At 46.8% G+C, this 24789-nt stretch carries 18 protein-coding genes and 1 tRNA gene; 9 read left to right on the top strand and 10 right to left on the bottom strand.

All coding sequences use genetic code 11. From position 1 onward, the window contains the following. Positions 1–411 precede the first annotated feature (411 nt). Positions 412–2664, top strand: a complete 2253-nt coding sequence (locus tag QUB26_RS22530; RefSeq protein WP_333319818.1) for a PBP1A family penicillin-binding protein — start codon at positions 412–414, stop codon at positions 2662–2664. A gap of 82 nt (positions 2665–2746) precedes the next feature. On the opposite strand, the gene cobA is transcribed toward QUB26_RS22530, so the two are convergent. The 4 genes from cobA to QUB26_RS22510 form a co-directional block, all read right to left on the bottom strand. After that, on the bottom strand, positions 2747–3556 hold the full coding sequence (gene cobA / locus QUB26_RS22525; protein ID WP_333244879.1) for a uroporphyrinogen-III C-methyltransferase: 810 nt from the start codon (positions 3554–3556) through the stop codon (positions 2747–2749). Then, entirely contained in the window at positions 3553–4296 is a 744-nt protein-coding gene (locus QUB26_RS22520; protein WP_333244882.1) for a sirohydrochlorin chelatase, read from the bottom strand. Before QUB26_RS22520 ends, cobA begins: the two co-directional genes overlap by 4 nt. A 305-nt stretch (positions 4297–4601) precedes the next feature. Beyond that, positions 4602–5285 carry a manganese catalase family protein gene (locus QUB26_RS22515; RefSeq protein WP_333244885.1) on the bottom strand — a complete coding sequence of 228 codons (684 nt, stop codon included), beginning with the start codon at positions 5283–5285 and terminating at the stop codon, positions 4602–4604. Positions 5286–5516: 231 nt separating this feature from the next. Further along, the gene (locus tag QUB26_RS22510) at positions 5517–7019 is read right to left on the bottom strand and encodes a serine/threonine-protein kinase (RefSeq protein WP_333319816.1); all 1503 of its coding nucleotides are present in this window, start codon (positions 7017–7019) and stop codon (positions 5517–5519) included. A gap of 652 nt (positions 7020–7671) precedes the next feature. Here QUB26_RS22510 and QUB26_RS22505 point away from each other — a divergent pair. From QUB26_RS22505 to QUB26_RS22495, 3 genes are all read left to right on the top strand, one after another. Further along, positions 7672–7744: transfer RNA gene (locus QUB26_RS22505), tRNA-His, on the top strand. Positions 7745–8112: 368 nt separating this feature from the next. Then, the gene (locus QUB26_RS22500; protein WP_333319814.1) at positions 8113–12417 is read left to right on the top strand and encodes an AAA domain-containing protein; all 4305 of its coding nucleotides are present in this window, start codon (positions 8113–8115) and stop codon (positions 12415–12417) included. Beyond that, complete coding sequence (locus QUB26_RS22495) at positions 12395–13276, top strand: hypothetical protein (RefSeq protein ID WP_333244897.1); 882 nt, start codon at positions 12395–12397, stop codon at positions 13274–13276. Before QUB26_RS22500 ends, QUB26_RS22495 begins: the two co-directional genes overlap by 23 nt. 268 nt (positions 13277–13544) lie before the next feature. Here the strand turns inward: QUB26_RS22495 and QUB26_RS22490 are convergent, their stop codons facing one another. Continuing rightward, positions 13545–13847 (bottom strand): S-layer homology domain-containing protein, encoded by a 303-nt coding sequence (locus QUB26_RS22490; RefSeq protein ID WP_333319812.1) that lies wholly within the window; start codon positions 13845–13847, stop codon positions 13545–13547. Between the two features lie 145 nt (positions 13848–13992). Continuing rightward, a complete protein-coding gene (locus QUB26_RS22485; protein WP_333244903.1) occupies positions 13993–14688 on the bottom strand; it encodes a DUF3747 domain-containing protein in 696 nt (231 codons plus the stop codon). On the opposite strand from QUB26_RS22485, the gene QUB26_RS22480 reads away from it, so the two are divergent. Beyond that, complete coding sequence (locus QUB26_RS22480; RefSeq protein ID WP_333319810.1) at positions 14680–14874, top strand: hypothetical protein; 195 nt, start codon at positions 14680–14682, stop codon at positions 14872–14874. The two genes, QUB26_RS22485 and QUB26_RS22480, sit on opposite strands and share 9 nt — an antisense overlap. A 247-nt stretch (positions 14875–15121) precedes the next feature. On the opposite strand, the gene QUB26_RS22475 is transcribed toward QUB26_RS22480, so the two are convergent. Further along, entirely contained in the window at positions 15122–16114 is a 993-nt protein-coding gene (locus QUB26_RS22475; RefSeq protein ID WP_333244908.1) for a ribose-phosphate pyrophosphokinase, read from the bottom strand. A gap of 608 nt (positions 16115–16722) precedes the next feature. Between QUB26_RS22475 and QUB26_RS22470 the strand changes: the two genes are divergently transcribed. The 4 genes from QUB26_RS22470 to QUB26_RS22455 all read left to right on the top strand — a co-directional run bounded on the left by QUB26_RS22470 (position 16723) and on the right by QUB26_RS22455 (position 21456). Then, on the top strand, positions 16723–17181 hold the full coding sequence (locus QUB26_RS22470; RefSeq protein WP_333207777.1) for a GatB/YqeY domain-containing protein: 459 nt from the start codon (positions 16723–16725) through the stop codon (positions 17179–17181). 418 nt (positions 17182–17599) lie between these two features. Further along, complete coding sequence (locus QUB26_RS22465; RefSeq protein WP_333244912.1) at positions 17600–19276, top strand: serine/threonine-protein kinase; 1677 nt, start codon at positions 17600–17602, stop codon at positions 19274–19276. A gap of 60 nt (positions 19277–19336) precedes the next feature. Beyond that, positions 19337–20044, top strand: coding sequence for a dethiobiotin synthase (bioD, locus tag QUB26_RS22460; protein ID WP_333244915.1), 708 nt, complete (start codon positions 19337–19339; stop codon positions 20042–20044). 194 nt (positions 20045–20238) lie between these two features. Further along, positions 20239–21456 (top strand): M20 family metallopeptidase, encoded by a 1218-nt coding sequence (locus tag QUB26_RS22455; protein ID WP_333244918.1) that lies wholly within the window; start codon positions 20239–20241, stop codon positions 21454–21456. A gap of 208 nt (positions 21457–21664) precedes the next feature. On the opposite strand, the gene QUB26_RS22450 is transcribed toward QUB26_RS22455, so the two are convergent. The 3 genes from QUB26_RS22450 to QUB26_RS22440 form a co-directional block, all read right to left on the bottom strand. Continuing rightward, a complete protein-coding gene (locus tag QUB26_RS22450) occupies positions 21665–22645 on the bottom strand; it encodes an aldo/keto reductase (RefSeq protein ID WP_333244921.1) in 981 nt (326 codons plus the stop codon). A 347-nt stretch (positions 22646–22992) separates the two neighbouring features. Next, the gene (locus QUB26_RS22445) at positions 22993–24384 is read right to left on the bottom strand and encodes a glycoside hydrolase family 10 protein (RefSeq protein WP_333244970.1); all 1392 of its coding nucleotides are present in this window, start codon (positions 24382–24384) and stop codon (positions 22993–22995) included. Then, the gene (locus tag QUB26_RS22440; protein WP_333244924.1) at positions 24381–24605 is read right to left on the bottom strand and encodes a hypothetical protein; all 225 of its coding nucleotides are present in this window, start codon (positions 24603–24605) and stop codon (positions 24381–24383) included. Before QUB26_RS22440 ends, QUB26_RS22445 begins: the two co-directional genes overlap by 4 nt. Positions 24606–24789 lie beyond the last annotated feature (184 nt).

Genomic DNA, 24789 nt, shown 5'->3' with positions numbered 1-24789 from the left:
GCCCGTCCAAAAAGGACGGGCGGGACGCCCATCCCACAATAACAATTAAAATTGTAAGTTATTTAATTCGCGATCCTCAGTAACATGAGGTGCTCTCGCGGGCATAGGGCATAGGGCATAGGACTCACCCCATACCTCACCACGCTTGAGAACCGCTATAAATGTTATCGAAAGTATTAATTTTTGGGCAAGTTTATGATAATTTAATTTCCTGGTGAGATCGGGATTTGTTGTGGCTGGGTGGAGATTTGCTCAATCAACTGCTGGCCTTGCGGGTTCACCAATAACCCCAAAATCGATCGCCATTAGCCGACGATCGCCCTAAGAGTGTGAGCCGATCGTGAAATTAGCCAAAAGTTGCGAGTAGAATGGTGCAAGAGCCGATCGCTCGATCGTAGTGCACAGCGAAATATGACCCCACCGCCGCCGCCCCGCAAACCTCAAACCGTCTTGGGTGCAATTACCCAAGCAGTCCAGACTATTGCCAAGGTTAATTTTAACCAGCTAGCGCTGAAACCTAATGCCAAAGTACCCGAACTGTGGGTTCAGGATGCGGGTGCAGCTAAAGCTGAGGTTTATCCGCTGTTGGGCGATCGATATTTGTTAGGTCGATCGTCCAAATCTTCAGATATAGTAGTTCGCAATCCCGTTGTCAGTCACGTGCACTTATCCCTGTCGCGGGATACTCGGCGGCGGACTCCTTTTGTCATCAAAGATGAAGACTCCACAAACGGCATTTACAATGGCAAAAGGCGAGTTAAAAGTATGTCCCTGCGTCACGGAGACGTGTTCACTTTAGGGCCGCCGGAACTAGCCGCCGCTGTCAGAATTCAGTACGTATATCCGCCGCCTTGGTATGTGCAACTTGTGCGTTACAGCTTTTACGGCGTCAGCGGAATCACCGCTTTGATTGCCGTGTTGGTAGGTGCTGAATCGACAAAGTTTCAAGTGCGGCCTCTGCCGAGAAGTATCAATGGCCCCGTGATTGTTTACGCCCGCGATGGGCAAACTCCCCTACGTCCTCCTCAGAATAACGCTCACTTAGAATTAAAGCAATTGCAGGATTTTTCGCCTTATTTATCCAAGGCGGTACTTGCTTCGGAAGACAGCCGCTACAATTGGCATTTGGGAGTAGATCCGATCGGAGTTTTGCGCGCGCTTTTGACCAATGTTCGCGGGGGAGGAATTCGCGAAGGCGGCAGCACTGTGACGCAGCAATTAGCGAGGAGTTTGTTTCGAGATTATGTGGGAACTCAAGATTCGGCGGGACGCAAGTTACGGGAAGCTGTAGTTGCCTTGAAACTGGAGAATTATTACAGCAAAGATGAGCTGTTGCTGACTTATTTGAATCGCGTGTTTTTGGGAGTTGACCTTTACGGTTTTGAGGATGCGGCTCGGTTTTATTTTGGGAAGTCTGCCAGGGATTTAACTTTGTCAGAGGCGGCGACTTTGGCAGGGATTTTGCCTGCTCCCAACAGTTTTAATCCGATTCAAAATTATCAGTTGGCGGTGCAGTATCGCGATCGAGTGATCGAACGGATGCGCGCACTGGGGACGATTTCTCAGGAAGAAGCCGATCGCGCGAGGCGATCGCGAATTGAGATCAATCCTAAAGCTCGCCAATATCTGCAAAGTACGATCGCTCCTTATTTCTACAGTTATGTATTTGACGAATTGGAGTTTTTGCTGGGGGAGCAGTTAGCCAGAGAAGGCAATTTTATTGTAGAAACAGGCTTGAACCCCGGCCTGCAAAAGTTGGCGGAAACTTCCCTCAGAAATGCTGTTGAAAATGCGGGAGCCAGTGCAGGTTTTTCTCAAGGAGCCGTGGTAACTCTCAATAGTACAACCGGGGAAGTCTTAGCTTTAGTTGGGGGCGTAGATTATTTAAAAAGTCAGTTTAATCGGGCTACCCAAGCTTTGAGACAGCCCGGTTCTACATTTAAGATTTTCAGCTATGCAGCCGCCCTGGAACAGGGAATCTCACCCGATAAAACTTATTCTTGCGCCCCCCTTTCTTGGGGCGGACAAAGTTACAGCGGCTGCGAAAGAACCAGCGGTAATGCTGATATGTATCGGGGTTTAGCACAGTCGGAAAATGCAGTTGCTTTGAGAATTGCACAAGATGTCGGTTTAGACAATGTAGTGGGAATGGCAAGACGTTTGGGAATTACTTCGGAACTGCGTTCTAACCCTGGTTTAGTATTAGGTGAAAGTGAAGTTAATGTGTTGCAATTAACGGGTGCTTTCGGGGTTTTGGCCAATCGGGGTTTAGGAAATCGCCCCCACGTAATTAAGCGAATTATTGACAGCAGCGATTGCAAAGATCGAAATGATTTTAACAGTTGCCGGGTGATTTATGAGTATCAAAAAGATGGCATTGCCAATCGGCAGTTAGTTTCTGAAGCCGTAGCGGATACGATGACTGATATGCTGCAAGGTGTTGTGCGGGGAGGTACGGGTAGCAGTGCTGCTTTGGGGTTGGGAGAAGCTGGAAAAACAGGCACGACTAATGATAATAGAGATTTGTGGTTTGTCGGTTATATTCCGAGTCAGCAACTGGTGACAGGAGTTTGGTTGGGAAATGATGATAATTCTCCGACTGCCGGAGGTAGTGCAAATGCCGCTCAGTTGTGGGGGGAGTATATGCGCCAGGTGGCGCGTTGAAATCAACAGCACAGACGCATCAAAAGTAGTAAGTAGGGTACGCAGTACGCACCCTACGAGGATTTAGGGGCAATTTCTGCGCTTATTCTACAGTCTGAGAAACTGGCCGACAGCCAGACAATATCGAGTGCAAATTAACGACATTTCCGATTACCGCGATCGCAGGTGCTGCAAATCCGATCGCCTCAACTTGCTCTACAATTGTACCCAAAGTCCCGATCAATTCTTCTTGTTCCGGCCGCGTTCCCCAGCGCACTAACGCTATGGGCGTTTCTGCACTTAATTCTGCTGCTGTTAACTGGCCGATAATGTAAGGCAAATTGTGGATTCCCATGTATACTACAATGGTTTCGGAGCCACGGGCGATCGCCTGCCAATTTACTTCCGGTCGATATTTTCCCGCTGATTCGTGGCCGGTGACAAAGGTGACTGAGGAACTGTACGATCGATGTGTTAAAGGAATTCCCGCATAAGCAGGGGCCGCAATCCCAGAAGTTACACCGGGCACAACTTCTACAGACACTCCAGCTTTTACCAACTCTTCCATTTCTTCGCCACCGCGGCCGAAGATAAACGGATCGCCGCCTTTGAGACGAACTACGATCGCATTATCTCCAGCTTTTTCTATCATTAACTGAGTTGTTTCGTCCTGCATTAACGAGTGACGCCCTTTGCGTTTTCCGGCATCAATTCGTTCTGCTTGGGGGTTAATTGCTGCCAAAATTTGAGGGCTGACTAAAGCGTCGTAAATCACCACATCCGCGCACTCTAACAAAGCTTTTCCCTTCAAGGTCATCAAACCCGGATCTCCGGGCCCCGCACCTACTAAATACACTTTTCCTAAAGACATTTTTCTTGGTTCCTTTACCTCTTCTGTGCCTCTGCGGTTCATTTTTGAATTAAATTCCCAATTAAGTCTGCTAATTCTACACTTGCGCCTAGAGGATTTGCGAGATGAAGTTCCGCCGCAGGAAATTGCTGCTTTAGCTGTGCTACATTTTTGGCGATCGCATCTGTAATTCCTCCATTAAATAAGAAGTATGGCACAATCCCTATTTGCTGCTGTCCACCACGAACCAAACTGTCAATTTGCTCTTCCAAACTCGGCTTTACCGACCAATAAGCTGTCAGCGCACCGAGTTTGCTGGCAATTTCCTCAACAATCGAGTTACCTCCGGGGCGACGGCTGCCGTGAGATAATAAAATCCATTTTGGCAATAGCAGATTGGGGAGAAAACTCACCTCTTGCATCTGACTTTTTACCAATTTTGTTAAGCCTGCTTCCTGGGAACCTAAATGCGGGCGCAATTCAATTTTTAGCTTGTCACCAAAAGTTTTTTGGGCAATTTCCACCTCTGCCGGTATGTCTTCGGCGACGTGAACTCCCGGCAATAAAAATACAGGCAGGATTTGCAATTCTGTCAGTCCCAGCGACAGGGTACGTTCGCCAAAACTGCAAATTTGTTCGTGCAGCGGTGCGGGCCCGAGTTCTAAGGTGGCGGTTGCTACTGCGGGGAAGGAGTCAGCCAAATTTTGAGACAGCAGTTGACCTAGGTTTTCCAAAGCTTGTTGGGGTCTGGGGTCACGGCTGCCGTGAGAAACTAATAAATAGGTGGATGAGCGCAATTTCAATATGGATTTGATGTTAATGTTCGAGCCGAATTTCAAATAATTATAACACCGTTGGGCCCGTGACTTGAAAAATACTCAACACAAAAGTTCGATATCCTACGGTGCGCGGCTTAAAAATCAATAAGGTTCAGTTAAGGAAAATTGTAGAGAAAATGTTGGGTTTCGTTCCTCAACCCAACCTACGCACTCAACACAGGGCTTAAATTTTCTAAGCCGCCCACCTTACAAAAGAAGGCGGGCGGCTGAAAAATTACTTAATACAGGGCTTAAATCTTTTAAGCCCCACACGCTAAACAACTCTCAAATTAAGCTTTTGGAGCGGGATCGGCAATGTATTTGAAAGTAGGTTCCGAGTTCCAAGGGCCGCGTTCATCCTTGCCATTTGTGGACAAGTTAAAGTAGAGATCCACAGTGGAATCTGGCGGAATATTGCCGAACATCGGATCGGTGAGTTTGCCCAGCGCTTCCAGAGCTTTCATGAACATTTGAGTGTGAGAAATTTCGCGAGTCAACAGAAACTGCAACGTCTTTTTCGTTCCCATATCCGGTGCTAGTTTAATCAACTCTTCGTAGGTTTGGCGAGCTCCTGCTTCTGCACCGATATTAGCGCGTAAATCGCGCACCACATCGCCACCTTCGTTGACATAAGCTGCCGTCCAAGCTTGACCTTGGCTGTCCAACAAGTGTGGGCCTACGCCACGCACCGCAAACAAAGTGCTTTTGTAAGCTTCTGTTTGGTCAACGTTTTTGGTGTGCATTTCTATGAGTTGACCCACCATTTCTAAGTGGCTGAATTCTTCTATTGCAATATCTTGGAGCATATCCTTAATCCCTGCATCTTCACAGTGAAAAGACTGCACCCAGTATTGCAGAGCTGCTGTCAGTTCTCCGGTTGCTCCGCCAAACTGTTCTAGCAGCAATTGGGCAAAACGGGGGTTGGGTTGGTCTACAGTCACCGCAGCCATTAATTGTTTTTTGTGAAAAAACATGGATTGATACCTCTCTTTAATTCTGTTGCTACAGTCTCAGGATTGCAGACTTGTAGCTGTGTTCACCTTCAGAATCCATTGTGCGACAATCGATCGCACCGAGCCTCGGTCGATGGATACATCTAGCTCAACAAATTTCTCTGCTTTCCGGTAGAGTTTAAATATGAAATTATACTTAGTGAGTCGGTAGACCGAATTACAATTTAGGAGCAGGATTATTGTCGCACTCGGTTAATTTTGCTGATAGGGCATCGAGGTGTCGCAGCCACTGAATGCCGCCAACCCAACTGCGAGAGGGAGGTGTCCGATTGGTGCTTGCTGACTAAATTTAATCTGCCCTAAAGTAGTAGCAGAATTGTAGGTTTGCCAGTTGACCCGATCGCAAAATCTGATATAGTCTCCCTTAACGCTTTCGTAAATCTGCTTTTGGACGCTGAAGCCAAACCGACCTTGACTGTAGTGCAGCCAAAGGCGATCGACTGTTTGCAAATCTTCGCAAGGGATCTGGTAAATTTGGCTAATTTCTAGCTGAGTACCCGGTGGCTGAGAAAGAGATTGACACATCAAGCCCCAAGTTTCGCGATCGGCTTCTTTCCACTTTTTGTTTGACAAAAAATCTCGCAGTTTGGTATAATTAATTCCCCGTGCAGAAATTAGGGTTGGATCGAGATTTGAAGTATTTGAAGTAACAGATAAGGGAAAAGTTTCTGCGGAATTGGCTACGGCATTTGTGGGTAAAATCGGAGAATCAGGAGTTTGTAGCGCGTTGATATCGGCAGAGTTGTCGCTATTATTAAGAGCAGGAGCGATGATCTGCTTTTCCGGCGAAAGCAAATTTTGATGGCGAATATCTAAAGCTGCTTTGATATCGTCCAAAACTTCCGTAGCAAAACTGTACCGCTGAGTGAGACGAGTTTGCAGCAATTTATCTAAAATTTCACCTAACTCGTCGCTAATACTCGTGGCTTTGGGGAGAAACTCGCGCCACCACCAGCGCTCGTGGTTGCAGTCGTACATATCCAAGGGAGGAACTTGCGTCATCAGGCGAATGCAAGTAACACCTAAACTGTAAAGGTCGCTAGCAGGAAATACTTTGCCGCGCATTTGTTCGGGAGCTACATAATCTTGACTGCCGATGAGCGTTGCTGAACGGAGTATCGCTGAATCAGTCAGCAGTTTGGCTATGCCGAAATCGATCAATACGAGTTTGTTGTCTGACTGGCGGCGGATAATATTTTCGGGTTTGATGTCCCGGTGAATGACGCGCTTCTCATGGATAAATTGCAGCACCGGCAATAAGTCTTGCAGCAGTTGCCAAATTTGATTTTCATCGTAGACACTCTTGTCTAATTCTTGTTTAAGAGTCGGCCCGTCTATAAACTCTTGAACTAAATAAATATGACCTTCTTGTTCAAATCCCGCTAATAATGTGGGGATTTGCGGGTGTTTTCCGAGTTCGTCTAAACGGACTGCTTCTTGGCGAAATAATTCAACGGCTTTGTTGAAAATTTCGGGGTCGCGGTCGTAAAAATAAAATTGCTTGACTGCACAGCGGGGTAGAGATGGGATGTCTTGATCAATTGCTAGGAAAGTTTTACCAAATCCGCCTCTACCTAAAAGTTCAATCGGGCGATATCGCTGTCTCAGCAACAGGTTAAAGCCGCAGTTTAAGCAAAATTTGGCGGTGTGGGAGTTTTGAGGATTTTGACATTCTGGGTTGATACAGTAGCTCATATCGATTTTAGATTTTAGATTTTAGATTTTGGATTGCGGAGAAGAGTTTTTTTTAAACGAACCGCGAAGACGCGAAGCGACGCGAAGGAATAGGGAAAAGAGAAGAGAGAGAAAAGGGATGGTTGATAACTCATGCGGTGTGGGATAAGCTGTCCCGCTTCTGGCGTTGTATTTTTCGGGCGGGCGGGACACCCCACAAGCATTTCATCTGAGATATTGCACCATTCTCAATCAGGCTTTTAGGGGTGGGCTAGAAGATCCCACCCTAAAAGAAATTCATTCTTTGTGGAACAGGCCGGAAAGCCTGTTCTTAAAAATGGTGTCAGAGGTGAGTTTTATCAAACTGGACTGTAGATGCGCCTGGGCTGATAAGGCTATTTTAATGCGCTGGATCGAATCGGGACGCTGCCAGAGCTGCCGAACCCACGCCGCATGAGTGCTGGGGGCGAGATAATTGCCGTTGGCGAAGCCCTCGAAGAGGCTCGCACAGGCCGATCGCACAGAGCGAAAATTGTGCTAAACTCCTACTGTGCTTGGAATTTGAGGCACCATCGATCTGTCCGGTTCAGGGACGCTCAGAAATATTTCAAAATATTTTTGCCTTACCCCTAGACTTGTGCTGAGATATGATGCTATAGTTAACACTGATACGGCGAGCGTAGCCAAGTGGTTAAGGCAGTGGTTTGTGGTACCACCATTCGTGGGTTCAAGTCCCATCGTTCGCCCTTTTGATTCTCAACTGTTTAATTCGATCGCCTCCGGGTGGGCTTCGGCACACCTTAATCTTTGGGATTTAGCGGTTCTGTCGGCATCATTTGTGTCAACTTAACGTTAAAAGTAGTATGGGTCTGCTGTTTGACAGTTAGGGATCGATCCCCCCTAACCCCCCTTAATAAGGGGGGGACAAGAGCGTCATCGAAGTCAACCCCTACTCCCCTTATTAAGGGGGATTTAGGGGGATCTAGACTCAGCGAAAAGCGAGATTTCTCAGGGGTTTCAGGCTGGTTATTGACACCAATGTGTCGGCACAAGTTCCGATGTGCTAATCTTAAATCCAATCTAAAATCTAAAATCTAAAATCTAAAATCTAAATATGCCATCTTTAGTAACAGAAGATTGGGGATATAAATTTAGTGGCGATCGCACAATTAATAAGTTTATTCGCGATATAGAAGGAGAAGCGGCTTTAGGGAAATATTGCGATTGGGAATGCAGAGAGCGTGCGGAAATTCTGATGTCTGAGATTGCCGGCAAATCCCACAGTCTTTTCTACGTGCGCCGCCAAAAGGTAAATGAGAGATTTTCGGAAGAAGAAATCTGGGAATTGCTCCTTGCTACGGATGGAGATGATTTTGAATTACCCCAATTGTTGCAAAAAGCTGATCGCACTTTGCGGTTGTTAGCAACTGTACGCTGTGAAGACGGAATTGGCGGTTTAAAACTGCTGGATGCTGGTTTGGTGGCGGTTCCCAGAGGGAGGAAAGATGGGTATTCTTTGCCGGTTCAGTTGCGACTTTTGGCTAACAGTAGATCGCCAATTCCTGTAAAGTCGATCGCCCGCGTCCAACAAATGCCATTTTGGGACGACAGGCACATACCGACTACCGAACAACTAAAGGTTTGGCACACTTTTTTAAATGTAGAAAAACGCATCGCCGAAGCGCGTCAATTTTGTGTACCTTTCCGAGGACACAATTACGGTTCCGGCTTCAAAATCGTCACTTTTGAAATTGAGCGTAATTCCGCAACTCTTGACGGCTACGAGGAAAATCCCTTAGAATTGGGCGACTTTCGCGAAAGGCTGAAAAAAGCCAGAAATGAAGAAATTATCCTGTTTGATTCGCCGCCCGGAAGCAGAAGCAGCCGCGATGGAGAGACATTAGGTAGCATCGCTGAAATTGACTTTGAACATGGTAAATTACGCATTAAGTTAGATGTTGATTTAGGATCTCGCATGGCGGGCGGCAGATATCAAATGCCCAAACAAGGATTCTTGTATTTTGAGGCTGCGGGCGATATTAGTCAGATTGAACGCAAGAAAAAAGCTTTAAAAATGCTGACAGATGGGCGCGCTCAAAATCCCTATTTAAGTGAGTTTTTATTCGACTCTTCTCAGGCGAGAATTCCCGAAAAACTGATTAAATTGGATCGGGAAAATTTATTAAATCGCAATGCTAATGACGATCAACTTGCCGCCGTAGAAACGGTGCTTTCGGCGCGGGATTTAATTTTGATTCAAGGGCCGCCGGGAACGGGCAAAACGACTGTGATTGCGGAGATTTGCTATCAAATTGCCCGTCAGGGTGGCAAAACGCTAATTGCTTCCCAAGCAAATTTGGCTGTAGACAATGCTTTGAGTCGGTTAGTTCACAATCCGGCGATTCGGGCTTTGCGAAAGGGAAAAGCTCATAAGGTGCAGGAAGAAGGGCAGCCGTTTTTGGAGGAAAATGCGATCGGCACTTGGCTGCAAAATACGGCGACTGACTGCGAACAAAAGCTCTCGCAGCGCCTGACTAATGTCAAATCTTTGCGGCAGTTGGTGGCAGAATCCGAGCGATTTACCGCCTACTGTGCCGCAGAGAGAGATTTTTTTAATGAACTAAAGCACCTGCACGACAGTAAAGCAAGTATTGAGGAAAAGTGCAACCAGCAAGCAACCAATTATGAACTAATTTTAACCGAAAAAAGCGATATTGAATCGGTGGTTTCGGGGCTAGAAAATCTACTGGATGCGCCGCAAGTTAACTGGGAATCTCCAGAAGTTGCCGAGTTTATGCCCCGACTAAAACCCTATTCAGAAGGCAATGTTTTAGTAGAAAACTTTATGGCAAATGTGCGGATTGCCGCTAGCAATGCTATTCAAATAGGGTTCGATCGCCCTGCTTGCGGCGCGTTTGGGATTGCTGTTTGGCTGCAGGAAACTGTAGCAGCGCAAATATCGGAATTTAAGACGGCATTCGATCGCGCTGATGATGTTTGTCACGCTATGTCGGCGGTTGCGGAGTCGTTGCGGGTGTCGCGGCAGATGTCTGAGGCTGTGAATCAACTCGAATTGGGCGATCGGCAAAATCAGACACATCGCCAAAATCTCGAACAGAAAATCAAGAATTTGGAACTGCGAAAAGCGGAAATTGCAGCCGTTGTCGTCGCCGTTGCACAGTGGATTGAGACAGCAGATACGGGGCTCTATGAAGTCGTGAAAACTTGCTGGGAAACGGGCGCAATGCTGACGGATGATATGGTAGAATTGCCGACAGGATTGCTGAAAATTGCCCGATCGCTCAAATTGCCGATCGTACCGCCCAAATGCAAAATCAATTTGCCCGATTTGGATCGGTTGCAAAAGGCTATATCCCACGAAGAAAGCGCAGGTTTTAAGGACATACAAGGGCAACAGTTCCGGTTTAGCGAGTTTCTGCACCTAAATTTGAGTCAAACGCCGATCGTACTCTCTGCGGGCGATCGTACACAGTGGCAGCAACTAGCCAAAGACTTCGCCAGCTATTCCCAAGTCAGCCAAAGTCAGCGCAAATTTATCATCGAAAAAGCTCGCACTTTCTTAAGCAGCATTCAACAATTTTATAGTGAATCCTTGCACCCAAATCATATCCAGGCTACCTTCGATCGCCTAGTCAAAGAATTGCTGCACAGTATCCTCGCAAACGCCCGTCAGTGCGTGGTTCCCCTGAAAACCGAAACCGAACAGCAGCTTATAAAACAGCAACAGTTATTAGATAAAATCGGTCAAACCTTGAGCCAGCAGCAAATATCCGCCGCTAAACTTCAGGTAGAAACAGCGCAGCAAGAGGCAAACTTAAAAATTAGCGAAGTTACTACTTTGTTGCAAGCAATTGTCCAACAGCCAAACGTACCTGAAAAATTGCGAATTTTATCCGAACAATATCTCGCCCAAAAATCGAATATTTGGGAGCAACCGCAGCAGTTTGTCAAGCAAGTTGAGGCTTGGAAATCAACCACGATTCAGCTTGAAAAATCCATTGCTGACTTAGATCCTTTTGGGGTTTTGGAGACAATCAAAAACACCCTTGACGAGCATTTATCCCCGCTACAAATTGCGGCTGCAACTTCGCAGCAGCAACTCGCTCAACTACAAGCAGAATTGAGCGAAATTAATGCTCAACTGCAACAGCAGCAACCAACAGCAGCATTACTTGTCGAGAGAAATTGGTGGGAGTCAGCATGGCAAACTATCCCGACTCAATATCAGCCAGAAGTTCCGAATACAGGATTATTCACCGTAGCTTTTTTGAACAAAATTAAGCGTTTATTCAAAACTTGGCAACGTAAATTAGAACAAGAAGAAACCGCACTAAATCGCTCTCAAACGTTTGTGACAGATTGGATTCAAAAACTCCGCAATCCATCAGAAAAAGACCGCAACGATTTAAAGCAAATTTATATTGACAATGCCAACGTGATCGGCATTACTTGCGTGCAAGCTGCTAGTTTCGATTTTACTAAAAACTTTCCCAGCTTTGATGCAGTTATCATTGACGAAGTTAGCAAATGCACTCCGCCAGAGTTATTAATCCCCGCTTTGAAAGGCAGAAAGTTAGTATTAGTGGGCGATCACAGGCAATTGCCGCCGATGTTTAATCAAAGTACGATCGACGATATTGCCGAAGACATCGGCTGTACCGGAGACGAACTTAGCTTTATCAAAGAATCGCTGTTCAAAGTTTTGTTTGAAAATGCCAGCGACAGCATCAAAAAAATGCTGACAACTCAGTATCGAATGCACCCACAAATCATGGGCGCAATCAATCAGTTTTACCAGCAAAAACTCAACTGTGGCATTCAGGAAGCTGACACCAAGCGCGCCCACAACCTCGCAGGTAGAATCATTCAAGAAAATAATCATATTCTGTGGGTGAAAACGCCCATCGGACAAGGATTTGAAGAGGAAAAACAGGGTACTTCGCGGTTGAATGTCAAGGAGATTGATGCGATCGAGCGTTTGTGCGAACAAATGGAGATAGCTTGGCAGCCCAAAGTTGCCGACGGTGAACCACCGAAAGAAATCGGAATTATCACTTTTTATGCTGCTCAATTAAATGCAATTAAAGACAGAATCGAAGGCGAAAGATTCCCTGCTTTGAGCATCCGCACTGGTACGGTTGACATATTTCAAGGTATGGAAAGACCTGTAATTATTGTCAGCACAGTGTGCAATAATGTTAGGGGCGATATTGGATTTGCTAAGGAACCGGAACGGGTGAATGTGGCATTTTCCCGCGCTCAAGAATTGCTGGTAGTTGTCGGCTGCCACGATTTATTTACTCAACAACTAGGTACTGTGGGAAAAATGTATCAGGAAGTTTCAAAAACGGTGCGTCACTGCGGAGGTTTTGTAGATGTTTCTAGCGTCCTCAACTAAAACAATTGACTCAAATTTAAGTTCGCTAGCCGAACAAATTGAGCAACAAAATCCGGGTTTGTCAGTGTTGGCGGCGCGTCAATTCCGCTTTGCAATCCGCCAAACTCCGCTGGAGGTGGCGATTAGCGAACCGCGCGAGTTTAACGTGTTGGAAGAGTTCATTTTGCGGGCGGGCGTTGAGTTTGAACCTGCGCCAACTTTGAAGGAATTGGCGGATTTGCTGGGGTTGGACGAGATTTTTGTGAAGACTACGGCGGCGACTCTGGTTAGTTTGGAAACCTTGGAGGTGGCTGAAAATGGAAAAATTGCGATCGCCCCGCAAGGTAGAGATTTTTTCGAGAAAGGTGCGGTTAGTCGATCGCAAATTCAATCACTTTATGCCATTTCCGATCCGCTGAATCAAACTCTTACCTTCAAGTTCGATGCTTTAGCGGCCGAATCTGTCAACTTACCCGATTTAGCAGATTTAGTATCGCTCGAACATAAAATTAGCGACCTTGCGAATTTAAGTCTAGCAGAAATCCAGCCGTTAATTCAAGATTCCGGCTTAGGAATTCACGCCCCACAAAACGGCAAAATTGTCTCTGCTTGCGATGTCGTGGGCGACGATTTAGATATTTGGCAAACAGTCTCGATTTTTGTGTTGCTAGATGCGATCGAAAATAAAACTACTATTCAAGTCCGACAGGGAAAGCAAATATTAGAAACTGCTTCAAACTTGCTAAACGAACTTGAATCGCAACAAAAACTTTCCTTAAATGACTTTTGTAACTCAACCTCAGATATCGCACAGCAAGAATTAGAGACAATCCCGGTTCCGAAAACTCCTAAAAAGCTATCTAAGAAGAAACCCAAGTAAACGATATGATGAAATCTAAAGTCCTGATTACGAACTGGTTTGTAATCAGGACTTTAGTCCTGATTAACTGATATCTTGCACCCTTCTCAATTACTTGTTTAGGAACGGGCAAGATGCCCATTCCACAATAAAATCAAATTTTGTGGAACGGGCATCTTGCCCGTTCTTGACAAGAGTACAACATATAACTATTAACCCACAAATGAGGTGATTGTATAAGGGACAGACTAGATCAATATCGTCAATACCTTCAGACATTAATGAGCCGTTATTCTAAAAAAGTTTTAGACGGCTCTTTAGCAACTAAATTTGGCTGCATTCCCGCCGAAAAACCGAATTCCGCCTCTCGACGGCGCACCCCCATCAATTCAGCGCGAGTGACGGGCTGGGTAGGTTTAAAAGTTCCATCTTGATAGCCGCTAACTATCTTGTTGTCCCGCGCAAATAGAAGTTTTCCGGCACTCCAGTGGGAAATAGGAACGTCGCTATAGGGAGGGATAGAAACATAGCTAGGAAATGTGATATTACCACATTGTATTCCTTTCAAAGATTCCCAAACTAAAGATACCAATTGCTCTCTGGTAACCGCAAATTGCGATCGAAAGGTATTATTGTGAAAAAACCGGGCTACAAACCCAAAGCCCACAGCTTCTTTAATTTCGGAAGCGTAGATATCCTCGGTAGCTATCTCCGAGTTGTAGAAAAGCTAGTATTGCCTACGGTATTGGTATTTCCTGCGGTATTTCCTGCGGTATTGGCTGCGGTATTTCCTGCGGTATTGGCTGCGGTATTGGTATTGGTATTGGCTGCGGTATTACTTCGGTATTGCCTCCGGTATTGCCTCCGGTATTGCCAATTTCTTCCGGTGCGGGTTGATTGGTAGTGAAATAAAAGTGACCTAATGTGCGGCCTTGATAAGCTCTTTTGCTCAAGCGCCAAGCAGGATCGAGAGTGATTTTCATAAATTCGTTAGCATCGCCATTTGTGCGGCCTATCACCACCGATTTACCTTGGTAATCTACGGGAGTTCCAATTAGTAGAACATTGCCATCAACAATTTCCAAAGTCAGGGCGTATTTTAATGCTAAATCGGTGCCTGCCATGCGAATTGAAAAGCCGTTGCTGTCTGTTGCGCGACCACAAATACCGGTGAAATCAAAACTAACTAATAATGGATCGACTTTCACGGGATTAGAGCCACTTTCGCTCCAGCATTGTCGCGTGTTAGATACCTGTTCTACAATTAGCAATTGGTAGCCGCCGGAAGGGCGGGGTTGGGCGATGACAATTACTCGGTCTTGGTTAATTTCGGTTTCGTCAAAAGTAAATGCTTTAGCCGAACCGATCGCGCCAAGTGTTAAAATTGCTGAACCTGCCAGTGCGGCCACTGTTCGTACAAGTGAATGTTTCATGATTTTTCCCTATTGGCTCCTTATTGTGATGAGACTTATCTAGAATATAAAAAAGTCGCCCTCTTCCAACAACAAGATAGAATTTTACCATCTCTTGTTCCGGTGGTACCAAGTGCGATCGATCGGCGATCGTCAAATTGGTTCGTAGTGAAAACTCAAGTCCGAGCGAATTGTATGAGGACTTGAGTCCTCAGTACAAACTTATAACCGTTATTTTACCGAGGAACTTGATAAGCTGTTCGGCATCTAAATTGTATTTTCCGGGCGGGCGGGACGCCCACTCCACAAGAATTTGAGGGGACTTGACAGTAAAATTTAGATGAGCCTGGGCTGATTACTTGCGGGAAACGATCGCACTATTCACAAAAAAAACGGTGCGTTACACTCTTGTTAACGCACCCTCAAACAAACATTCAAAAAGTGTCTTTGCCCTCTAGCGGAACATACTGCTAACAGAACTATCTTCGTGAATCCGCCAAATAGTTTCTCCGAGCAAATTGGCTACCGAAAGCACCGTCAACTGCTCAAAACGGTTTTCTTCCGGTACAGGAATTGTATTCGTAACAATTACCTCTTCCAAAACCCCGCTAGACAAACGCTCGATGGCTGGAGGCGAAAACACCGCATGAGTAGCACAAGCATAAACCTGCCTCGCACCCTCGTGGCGCAACAATCTCGCGCCCTCAGAAATCGTGCCGGCAGTATCGATCATGTCGTCCACCAACACAGCAGTTTTGCCCCTGACATCACCGATGAGGTTCATCACTTCGGCGACGTTGTGAGCTTGGCGGCGCTTGTCAATAATTGCCAGGGGAGCATCACCAAGCTTTTTGGCAAAAGCTCTCGCCCTAGCGACTCCGCCAACATCCGGCGAAACCACAACAATATCCGTCAATTGCTTGCTCGCCAGATAATCCAAAAGCACCGGCGAACCGTAAACGTGATCGAAAGGAATGTCAAAATAACCTTGAATTTGAGCCGAGTGCAAATCCATCGCCAAAATGCGACCTGCCCCAGCTTCCGTAATCAAATTAGCCACTAATTTTGCCGTAATCGACTCTCTTCCGGCCGTTTTGCGGTCAGCCCTAGCATATCCGTAATAGGGAATGACAGCAGTAATTTGTCTAGCCGAAGCGCGGCGACAAGCATCGATCATAATTAACAATTCCATCAGGCGATCGTTTACCGGACAGCAAGTTGGCTGAATCAAGTAAACATCGCAACCCCGAATCGATTCTTGAATTTGAACGTAGAGTTCCCCATCAGCAAACCGCTTGCGAACCATCGGCCCCAAATCAATCCCCAGATAGCGAGCCACCTCTTGGGCGAGGGGAATATTAGCAGAACCGGAGAACAGCCGCAGACGGTCATGAGCGGAAACCGGCGGCTCGGGAAGCGGAAGCGGTAAAGTAGCAGAACGGATCACAGCAGGCCTCTTGCAGGACGTTTATTCCATCGCTATCTTACCATCTGAAACTAGAAATATTCAGCCAATTTTTTAATAGATTTAACTTTCGAGGCGACCACAAGTGTGAAGTTAGGCGAATTGAATAGGACTTGCAGAAATATGTCCGAGAAACCGGGTTTCTAGCCCTCTTTCGGCACCCTCAACGGTCACAATCGGTTTTTACTTATTTTTATCCACCCATAAAACTATAAGTTATACTATAATACCGTACATTAACGGATAAATTACTTTTTAAAGGCATAATTTATTACTGTAAAGATCAAGCATTCTGCGTAATTATGCTGTGTGACAGCCCAGCGTGCGGAATGTGGGTTCTAGCGCTCTCTGTAATGGCAGAAGTACGATCGCACTGGTGTCCCTGGGTCTAAAAGTTCTACCGTGAGTCAATTTGGGGCTGAGGCGGGAAGTCTAGCGGCCCAAAATTCAGTCGAAAGTCGAAGGCATCCGGGTTCCATGCGATAAAAAAGCCACCAACAGGCAATAAACTTGAAAAATACTGTAAAAAAAGTTAAGAATCGGAAGCATACTTCAGATTTTTGAGATCGGGCAAAGCAAGGTAGAAATCGATGAGCTTAAGAGAACGCATTGACGCAGAAATCAAAGCAGCCATGAAGTCCAAGGACAAAGTTCGCTTGGAAACAGTTCGCGGCATCAAGAAATTTATTCTCGAAAAAGAAGTCAGCCTCCGTCCCTCCGGGCAAGAAACGCTGACAGAAGCTCAAGAAATGGAAATTTTGATGCAAATAGCCAAACAGCGCCGGGATTCGATCGAACAATACCGCAAAGGTGGCCGCGAAGATTTAGTGGCACAAGAGGAGGCGGAGTTGGCAATTGTTGAAGAGTATTTGCCGGCGCAGATGTCAGACGAAGAGGTGAGTCAAGTAGTTGACGAAGTGATTGCTTCGGTTGGCGCTACTTCTGCAAAAGATATGGGCAAGGTGATGGGCAAGGCAATGCAGCAGCTTAAGGGCAAAGCAGACGGTAACAGAATTCAAGACATGGTGAAAGCAAAGCTTAGTCCTTAGTCAGTAGTCAGTAGTCAGTAGTCAGTAGTCAGTAGTCAGTAGTCATTAGTCATTAGACATCTCCGATAAATCATCTCAAGCTTTATAGAGATGTATGGCTTAGGCCGAGGGGCGACAATTTATTAGGGCTAAGGCCAAAAAACCCGGTTTCTACGAAAAATCGTGCATTTCTCCCTTGAGATATTGACGCAGAAACCGGGTTTTTGATCGGATCTGCAGGTGGCAACCTCTGTGTTTTCGTGAAAAAACCCGGTTTCTGACCATCATTGCGTCCAAGAATGTCATAAAAAATGTAAAATACTAACTTTGGTCGGGACTGGGGACTACAGATAGTGAAGTATGCTCAAGAGCATTAAAGACCTAGCATTACTAAGTCTGTGAGCGATCGTCTATTTTTTAACAGTTTCTACTTAAACTTATGCAGCCACCTATTGCTATTGGAACTCTCCTACAAAACCGCTACCGCTTGGTGAATATTTTAGGTCAAGGAGGATTTGGCCGGACTTATTTAGTAGAAGATTTGGGACGGTTTCAAGAACGGTGCGCCCTGAAGGAATTGATCCCGGTGCAAAGCGGGCCATACGTTTTGGAAAAATCGAAGGAATTGTTCCAAAGAGAGGCGGCAATACTTTACCAAATTGGGCACCCACAAATTCCCCAGTTTCGAGCAATATTTGAAGAGAACCAGCGTTTGTTTTTAGTGCAGGATTACGTGGAAGGGATGACTTACCGCGAACTGTTGCTCGATCGAACTTCCAATGGTCGCAGTTTCACTGAAGCCGAAGTCTTGGTATTTATCCGGCAAATGTTGCCGGTACTCGCTCACATCCACGCCCGCGGCATCATCCACCGCGACATCTCCCCAGAAAATATAATTCGGCGGGAAAACGACCAGTTGCCGGTGCTGATTGACTTTGGAGTGGTAAAAGAACTCGCCACCAAAGTCCAGTCTCCCGAAGGAACAGCCCACGCGACAACTGTCGGTAAAATCGGCTACGCGCCGATGGAACAGTTGCAAAGCGGGCGGGCAACTGCCAGCAGCGACCTCTACGCTTTAGCCGTAACGGCGATCGTCCTGCTGACAGGCAAAGAACCGCAGGAATTGCTCGATCAAACAACGCTGCAGTGGAATTGGCAGCAGCAAGCGCAGGTGAGCACGGGTTTGGCTTTGGTGCTAAATCGGATGTTGAGCCGATCTCCGGGCGATCGATATCAATCTGTCAGCGAAGTCGCCCAAGCACTCGACGCCCAAACTAATCCTAAACCTAGCCAGCCAACTGTACCGCCCGCGCCAGTAGTGGTGCAGACAAACCCTTCGCTAATAGCAACGGTGGCCGTGGGCAGGCCGCCAGAGCCCGTCGCCCAGAGTTCCCCCCCGCCAAACCAGCCAGACCCGTTAAGTGAGCCTGTTGGGGGCTCTTTTTGGGACAATCCCATCGCTGCGATCGGACTGCTGGCCGGCTTAGTAATCTTGACTGGCTTTGGTTCCTGGGCTTTAGTCGGCTCATTTCTCAACAATTCGCGCCCCAAACCCACTCCGACACCGCCAGCACTTACAAGTCCGACGCCGACACTAACTCCGGTACCAAACCCGCTACCTTTGCCAACCCCAACCCCGCAACCTTTGGCAACCCCAAGCCCAGAACCTGTGCCAGAACCAAGCCCAGAACCTTTGCCGGAACCAACCCTAGAACCTTTGCCGGAACCAAGCCCAGAACCTTTACCAGAACCGAACCCAGAACCTTTGCCTGAACCAAGCCCAGAACCTTTACCAGAACCAAGCCCAGAACCAAGCCCAGCGCCAACTCCGACTCCAGCGCCGACTCCAGCGCCGACTCCAGCGCCGACTCCAGCGCCCAAACCGGCGCCCGCACCCAAACCAACACCCGCGCCGTCGCCAACACCAGCACCAACACCCGCACCAACACCCGCACCAACACCGGAACCTGCCCCAACACCAGCACCATCGCCGGAACCTGCCCCAACTCCGGCACCGTCGCCGGAACCGGAACCGGAACCCGCGCCGGAACCCGAACCGGAGCCCGCGCCGGAACCCGAACCAGCACCAACACCCGCACCATCACCAGAACTCTAAACTTCTGGCAAAATTCCCCTAGACTGAGGTTGAGGCCAATTATTTGTTAGCTTTTTGCCAATGAACTCGCTGCTAATTACTGGAACTGATACCGACGCGGGCAAAACTGTTTTGACCAGCGCTCTGGCTGCTTATTGGCAAATGTATTTTCCCGATCGCAGTTTGGGAATTATGAAGCTGTTGCAAACAGGAACGGGCGATCGCGAACTTTACACCCGTTTGTTTTCCCTCGACCAATCCCCCCAAGAACTCAATCCGGTGCACTTTGATGCGCCTCTAGCACCGCCGATTGCGGCCGAACGGGAGGGGAGACGTATCGAACTCGAAAAGGTCTGGACAGCGTGGCAAAGCCTCTCTGAACGCAAGGATTTTGTGTTGGTGGAAGCTTTGGGAGGGCTGGGATCGCCTGTAACGTGGGAACTGACGGTGGCCGATATTGCTAGGGATTGGCGGCTGAGAGGGGTTTTGGTAGTACCTGTGAAGTTGGGGGCGATCGGGCAAGCTGTGGCGAATGTTGCTCTCGCCAAACACACTGGTTTTAAGCTGAGAGGAATTGTGCTCAATTGCGTTAAAGCTTATTCTGAACAAGAAATTGCCGATTTAGCGCCCGTTGATTTAATCCAGTCGCTGACTCAAATACCTGTGTTGGGTATTTTGCCGCATTTAGATGACCCGACTGACCTTGCTAAATTAGCTAAAGTTGCTTCAGATTTAGATTTAGAGCGGTTGCTACCAGGGGTTAATTTAGTTCCTCAGACTTCTAAATAACCCTATTCTCAACACATCTCTTTCTCATTCTTCTCTTCCTCTGCGTACTCTGCGTCCTCTGCGGTTCATTAAAAAAAAATCTCCGGCACAACTCAGATAGGATTGAAGAAGATTTTCTTTTAACCGCAGAGAGCGCAGAGAGCACAGAGAAAGAAAAGAGAGAGTTTTACAAATTGCTATAAGGAGAATAAAACATGGTTTCTACTTTACCGAATTTAACCTCTGTCGATTTATCTCAGTTGCGGCTGGAAATTAGAAATTTGCAGCCTCAGCTAGTTGAATGGCGTCGCCTTTTGCATCAAAGGCCGGAGTTGAGTTTTGATGAAAATTTAACGGCGCAGTTTATCTCACAAAAGTTGCAGGAATGGGGAATAGATCATGAAACTAATATTGCTCAAACTGGTATTGTCGCCACTATAGACAGCGGCAAACCGGGGCGGGTTTTGGCAATTCGGGCTGATATGGATGCTTTGCCGATTCAAGAGGAAAATGAGGTGGATTATCGATCGCAGCATGATGGAATTATGCACGCTTGCGGCCACGACGGCCACATTGCGATCGCCCTTGGTACTGTTTGTTATCTTGCCAAGCACAAACACAGCTTTTCGGGTAAAGTAAAATTTATCTTTCAGCCCGCCGAAGAAGGGCCAGGAGGCGCAAAACCGATGATTGAGGCGGGTGTTTTGAAGAATCCTGATGTTGATGCGATCGTCGGCTTGCATTTGTGGAACAATCTACCTTTAGGCACTGTAGGCGTCCGCAGCGGCGCGCTGATGGCGGCTGTGGAAGTTTTTGACTGCACGATTTTTGGCAAAGGTGGACACGGCGCAATGCCACATCAGACTGTGGACTCGATCGTAGTTACAGCCCAAATTGTCAGCGCTTTGCAGGCAATTGTCGCGCGGAATATTGACCCGATCGACTCAGCGGTAGTAACTGTCGGCAAATTCCACGCAGGCCACACCCACAACGTGATTGCCGATACTGCTCAAATCGGTGGCACGGTGCGCTATTTCAATCCAGCATATCAAGGTTATTTTGCAAACCGAATCGAGCAAGTAATTGCCGGAATTTGTCAGAGTCACGGCGCTAATTACCAATTAGATTATTGTGCGCTTTATCCGCCAGTTATTAATGATTCGAGAATAGCTGAATTGGTGCGCGACGTGGCAGAATCCGTCGTCGAAACTCCTGCCGGAATCGTTCCCGAATGTCAAACAATGGGCGGCGAGGATATGTCGTTCTTTTTGCAAGAAGTCCCCGGTTGCTATTTCTTTTTGGGTTCAGCAAATCCAGAGAAAAACTTGGCTTACCCGCACCATCACCCGCGCTTTGATTTTGATGAAACTGCGCTGGGGATGGGTGTAGAAATGTTTGTGCGGTGTGTGGAAAATTTTTGTGTGAATCAATGAAAGATTGTGTCATCCGGTGGGGGCGGGTTTATGAGATTATTGATTTTAGGCAATGATAGTTTGTAAAACCCGCCCCTACAGCAATCATATCTATTTAACCCGATCTCTTACACCCGCCGTCAAAAAACTGTAGGGGCGGGTTCACCAAAAGATTTAAAGAATGCAGACAGCTTAAATAAACCCGCCCCCACCCCACGCGAGAGTCTTTTTACCGAGTTTGAAAGATATTCTGCACCATTTTCTTATCTACACTCGCCGCCGCCTTATCCAATTCGGCAATCTCCCCGGAGTCTAACTCCCAGCCCAAAGCACCAATATTATCCATCGCCTGTGCAGCAGATTTCGCCCCCGGAATCGGAATAGTTTCTTTGCAGATACACCAGTTGATTGCTACCTGCGAAACAGTCTTGTTTCTGAATGCCGCTATTTCTCGCAAACACTCCAGAAGCGATCGCATTCCCGGAAGTAGCTGCTTGCACGCCAAACCTCGGATACCTTTAGGAAGAGAGCCGTTTTCGGAATATTTACCCGTCAGCAACCCCAAGGCTAGAGGACTGTAAGCAATCATTTTAATCCCCAATTCATCGCAAACATCTTTCAACCCTAGTTCGGTCACGGGATAGGTGGAAAGTAGCGAATATTGCACTTGTAAAGTAACAATAGGAATTTGGCGATCGCTAAATCTTTGATGCACCCATTTCAGCCGTTTCGGCCCGTAATTAGACAAGCCCACTCCCTTGACCAATCCTTGCTCATAAAGGTCAGCCAAACCGTCTAAAAGAGCGCTTTCTTGCCAAGGAGCGTAATTAGCTGTAGACCAGTGCATTTGCACCAAATCTACATTTTTTCCGAGGCGCGCAGCAGAGGCTTTGCAAGCCGATATCATTGATTGTCGCGTCAGTCTCCAAGGATAAGCAGCCAGTTTTGTCGCAATACAAATACTGTCTTTGTTTGCACCTTGATATTGTTGAGAAAACTGCCCCAAAAGCTGTTCGCTGCGTCCATTTAATTTCCCAGTTCCGTAAGAGTCGCCAGTATCGAATAAGGTGACACCGTTACTAACACAAAGATTGAAAACGACTTGCAATTCCTCGTCCATACTTTCATTGTATCCCCAGAGCAATCTGTTGCCCCAGGCCCAAGTGCCGCAGCCCATTTTTGGCAGTAAAAATTTTTGCTTTGTTGGCATTTTTATTGAGGGTAGTTGTTGGTAATACGGATATTTTATAGGAACATAACTCGGTATCCCCTCGCCCCCAGCAGAGCTGTTTCATTCTGCCACTGGCCGCCAGGGACTCAAGTCCCTGTCTAATAGCATAAGTCGGTTAAAACCGACTCAAATAGTAATCTCAATTTTCAAAAGTAGAGTTACACATATATTCTGCGCTAACTCTATAGAAAAACAGCTTTGATAGAATTGCTACAGTCGTCTAAAGACGACTTCAGCTATGAGACAGGGGTTTAAACCCCTGTCGGACTGTCGGACTACTTGCACACCCTACAAAGTTACTAATGACTGATGACTCTTTAATTCTTTTACGTGGTTGGTGATGGCGAAGGTGGGCTGTTTTTGGTAGGTTCCTCTGGCTTAGCTTTGGGGTCTGGTTTTGGTGGCGCAGGCGGAGGGAAAGTCGCCGCGCGTCTGGGTATTTGTAGCGCTGTTCGGAATGCAGAAGACGGGAAGAAAGCACTAAATTGAGAAAGTCGAACTGCTAGAGGTTCTGGTGCATATTCCCACAAGCTTTCGTAGTAGAAGAAAGCGGCGCCTAAGCCGTATTCTTGGACTGCTTGCACCTGAGATTTAATTTGCTGAATCGGTACTGGGTTATTTCTCAAACCAGTCATAATCCCAACTCCGGTGGGAATTTTTTGCTGTGCTTCTTGCATTTCTGGACGGTTAAGCTTGTCTACAAATGATTCTAGATTGGAACGGTAGACTTGCACGATTAGCTCGTCGGCAATATCCAAACGCACCCAAGCCAGCCAATCTTGCAGGTGATGTTTGTAAGCAAACTCGTAGTAATTGGGAGAAATTGAGAAAATTGCATTGGGTTTGACTGCTTTGACGGCTTGATTTAGCTGTGACATAAAAGCGGTAATTTTATTGGCTCGCCATTGCACCCATGCTGGGTTTTGAAAATCTTTGGGCGGAGCTTTTTTGGTTTCTTTGGTATACAAAGCAACTGTGTAGTCATCGTATCCAAATTCAGACGGCAAACTCATGTGATCGTCAAATTGAATGCCGTCGGCGTTATATTGAGTGGTAATTTCTAGTACGAGTTTGGTAATGAATTGCTGAACTTCTGGATGAAAGGGATTGAGCCAAACTACTTCGCCACCTGCACCGATTGATGTTTGGCTGCCGTCCTGTTTTTGTGTCAGCCAATCGGGATGATTTAAGGCTAATTCTGAGGTGGGAGGAGCCATGAAACCAAACTCAAACCAAGGAATTACTAGCAGGCCTTGGCGGTGAGATTGAGCTATCAAATCTCCGATCATATCTTGTCCCTCTAACCCTCTGTAAACAAAGGGTTGAATGTCTTTTTGCTGCGCTACATTGCTGGGATACATTGCATAGCCTGAATTCCAGACTACGGGATAGATTGTGTTGAAATTTAACCGTTTTAGTTTGCTGACAGCATCTCCTAGTTTGCGACGATCTCTGAGGATGTCTTTGTCGTTTGTCGTCATCCAAACGCCGCGAATTTCCTGGCGGGGTGGCTGGGCGATCGCCGGAATGAAGTTGTTCGCCAGCAATACTATAATGAATGAGAGGGCAAACAGAAGCGGGAAAAGAGTTTTAATAGATCGCTGCCAACGGCGCGGAATGATGCGTAATGTCATAGTTTTGAATGGTGAGTTAGCTATTGAAACACACCCTGGCATAATTTGGTGATAAAATTTGCTCGCTCTACAGTCTACAGCTATTTGCGCTGAATGTGGAATCGGTTAACTGAAATGGGTGAATTGATGTGCTGCGATCGCAACTGAGCTCCGTATAATCTCTGAGACAGAGGGTAAGTGAGAGCATTCTGTCTAACTGCTGGGAAATCATTAATTACGCACTGCCAGCTATCCTTACCGGACTCTGCGGCCCAAGGAGTGCAAGTGCTGTACAATATCGGTGCTGGAACATCTCGATCGAACATCTGTAATTGTCAGAAACCTCAGCCTAAAGGCGTGAGGCTTGAAAGAGAAATCTAACAGGCCATTCTGACCAGACTAAGCTTTAAATAGCTATGTTATTTAGGTCACGACACCCTGGGATGCGAAGCTAGTCCCTTGCTCTGTCGCTAGTGGTTAAACAGTCTTAAGGTCACTGAGACAGTGCTG

The organism is Microcoleus sp. B4-C1, from assembly GCF_036705285.1.
Taxonomy (GTDB): Bacteria; Cyanobacteriota; Cyanobacteriia; order Cyanobacteriales; family Microcoleaceae; genus Microcoleus.
This window is presented reverse-complemented; position numbering and strand designations above follow the sequence as displayed.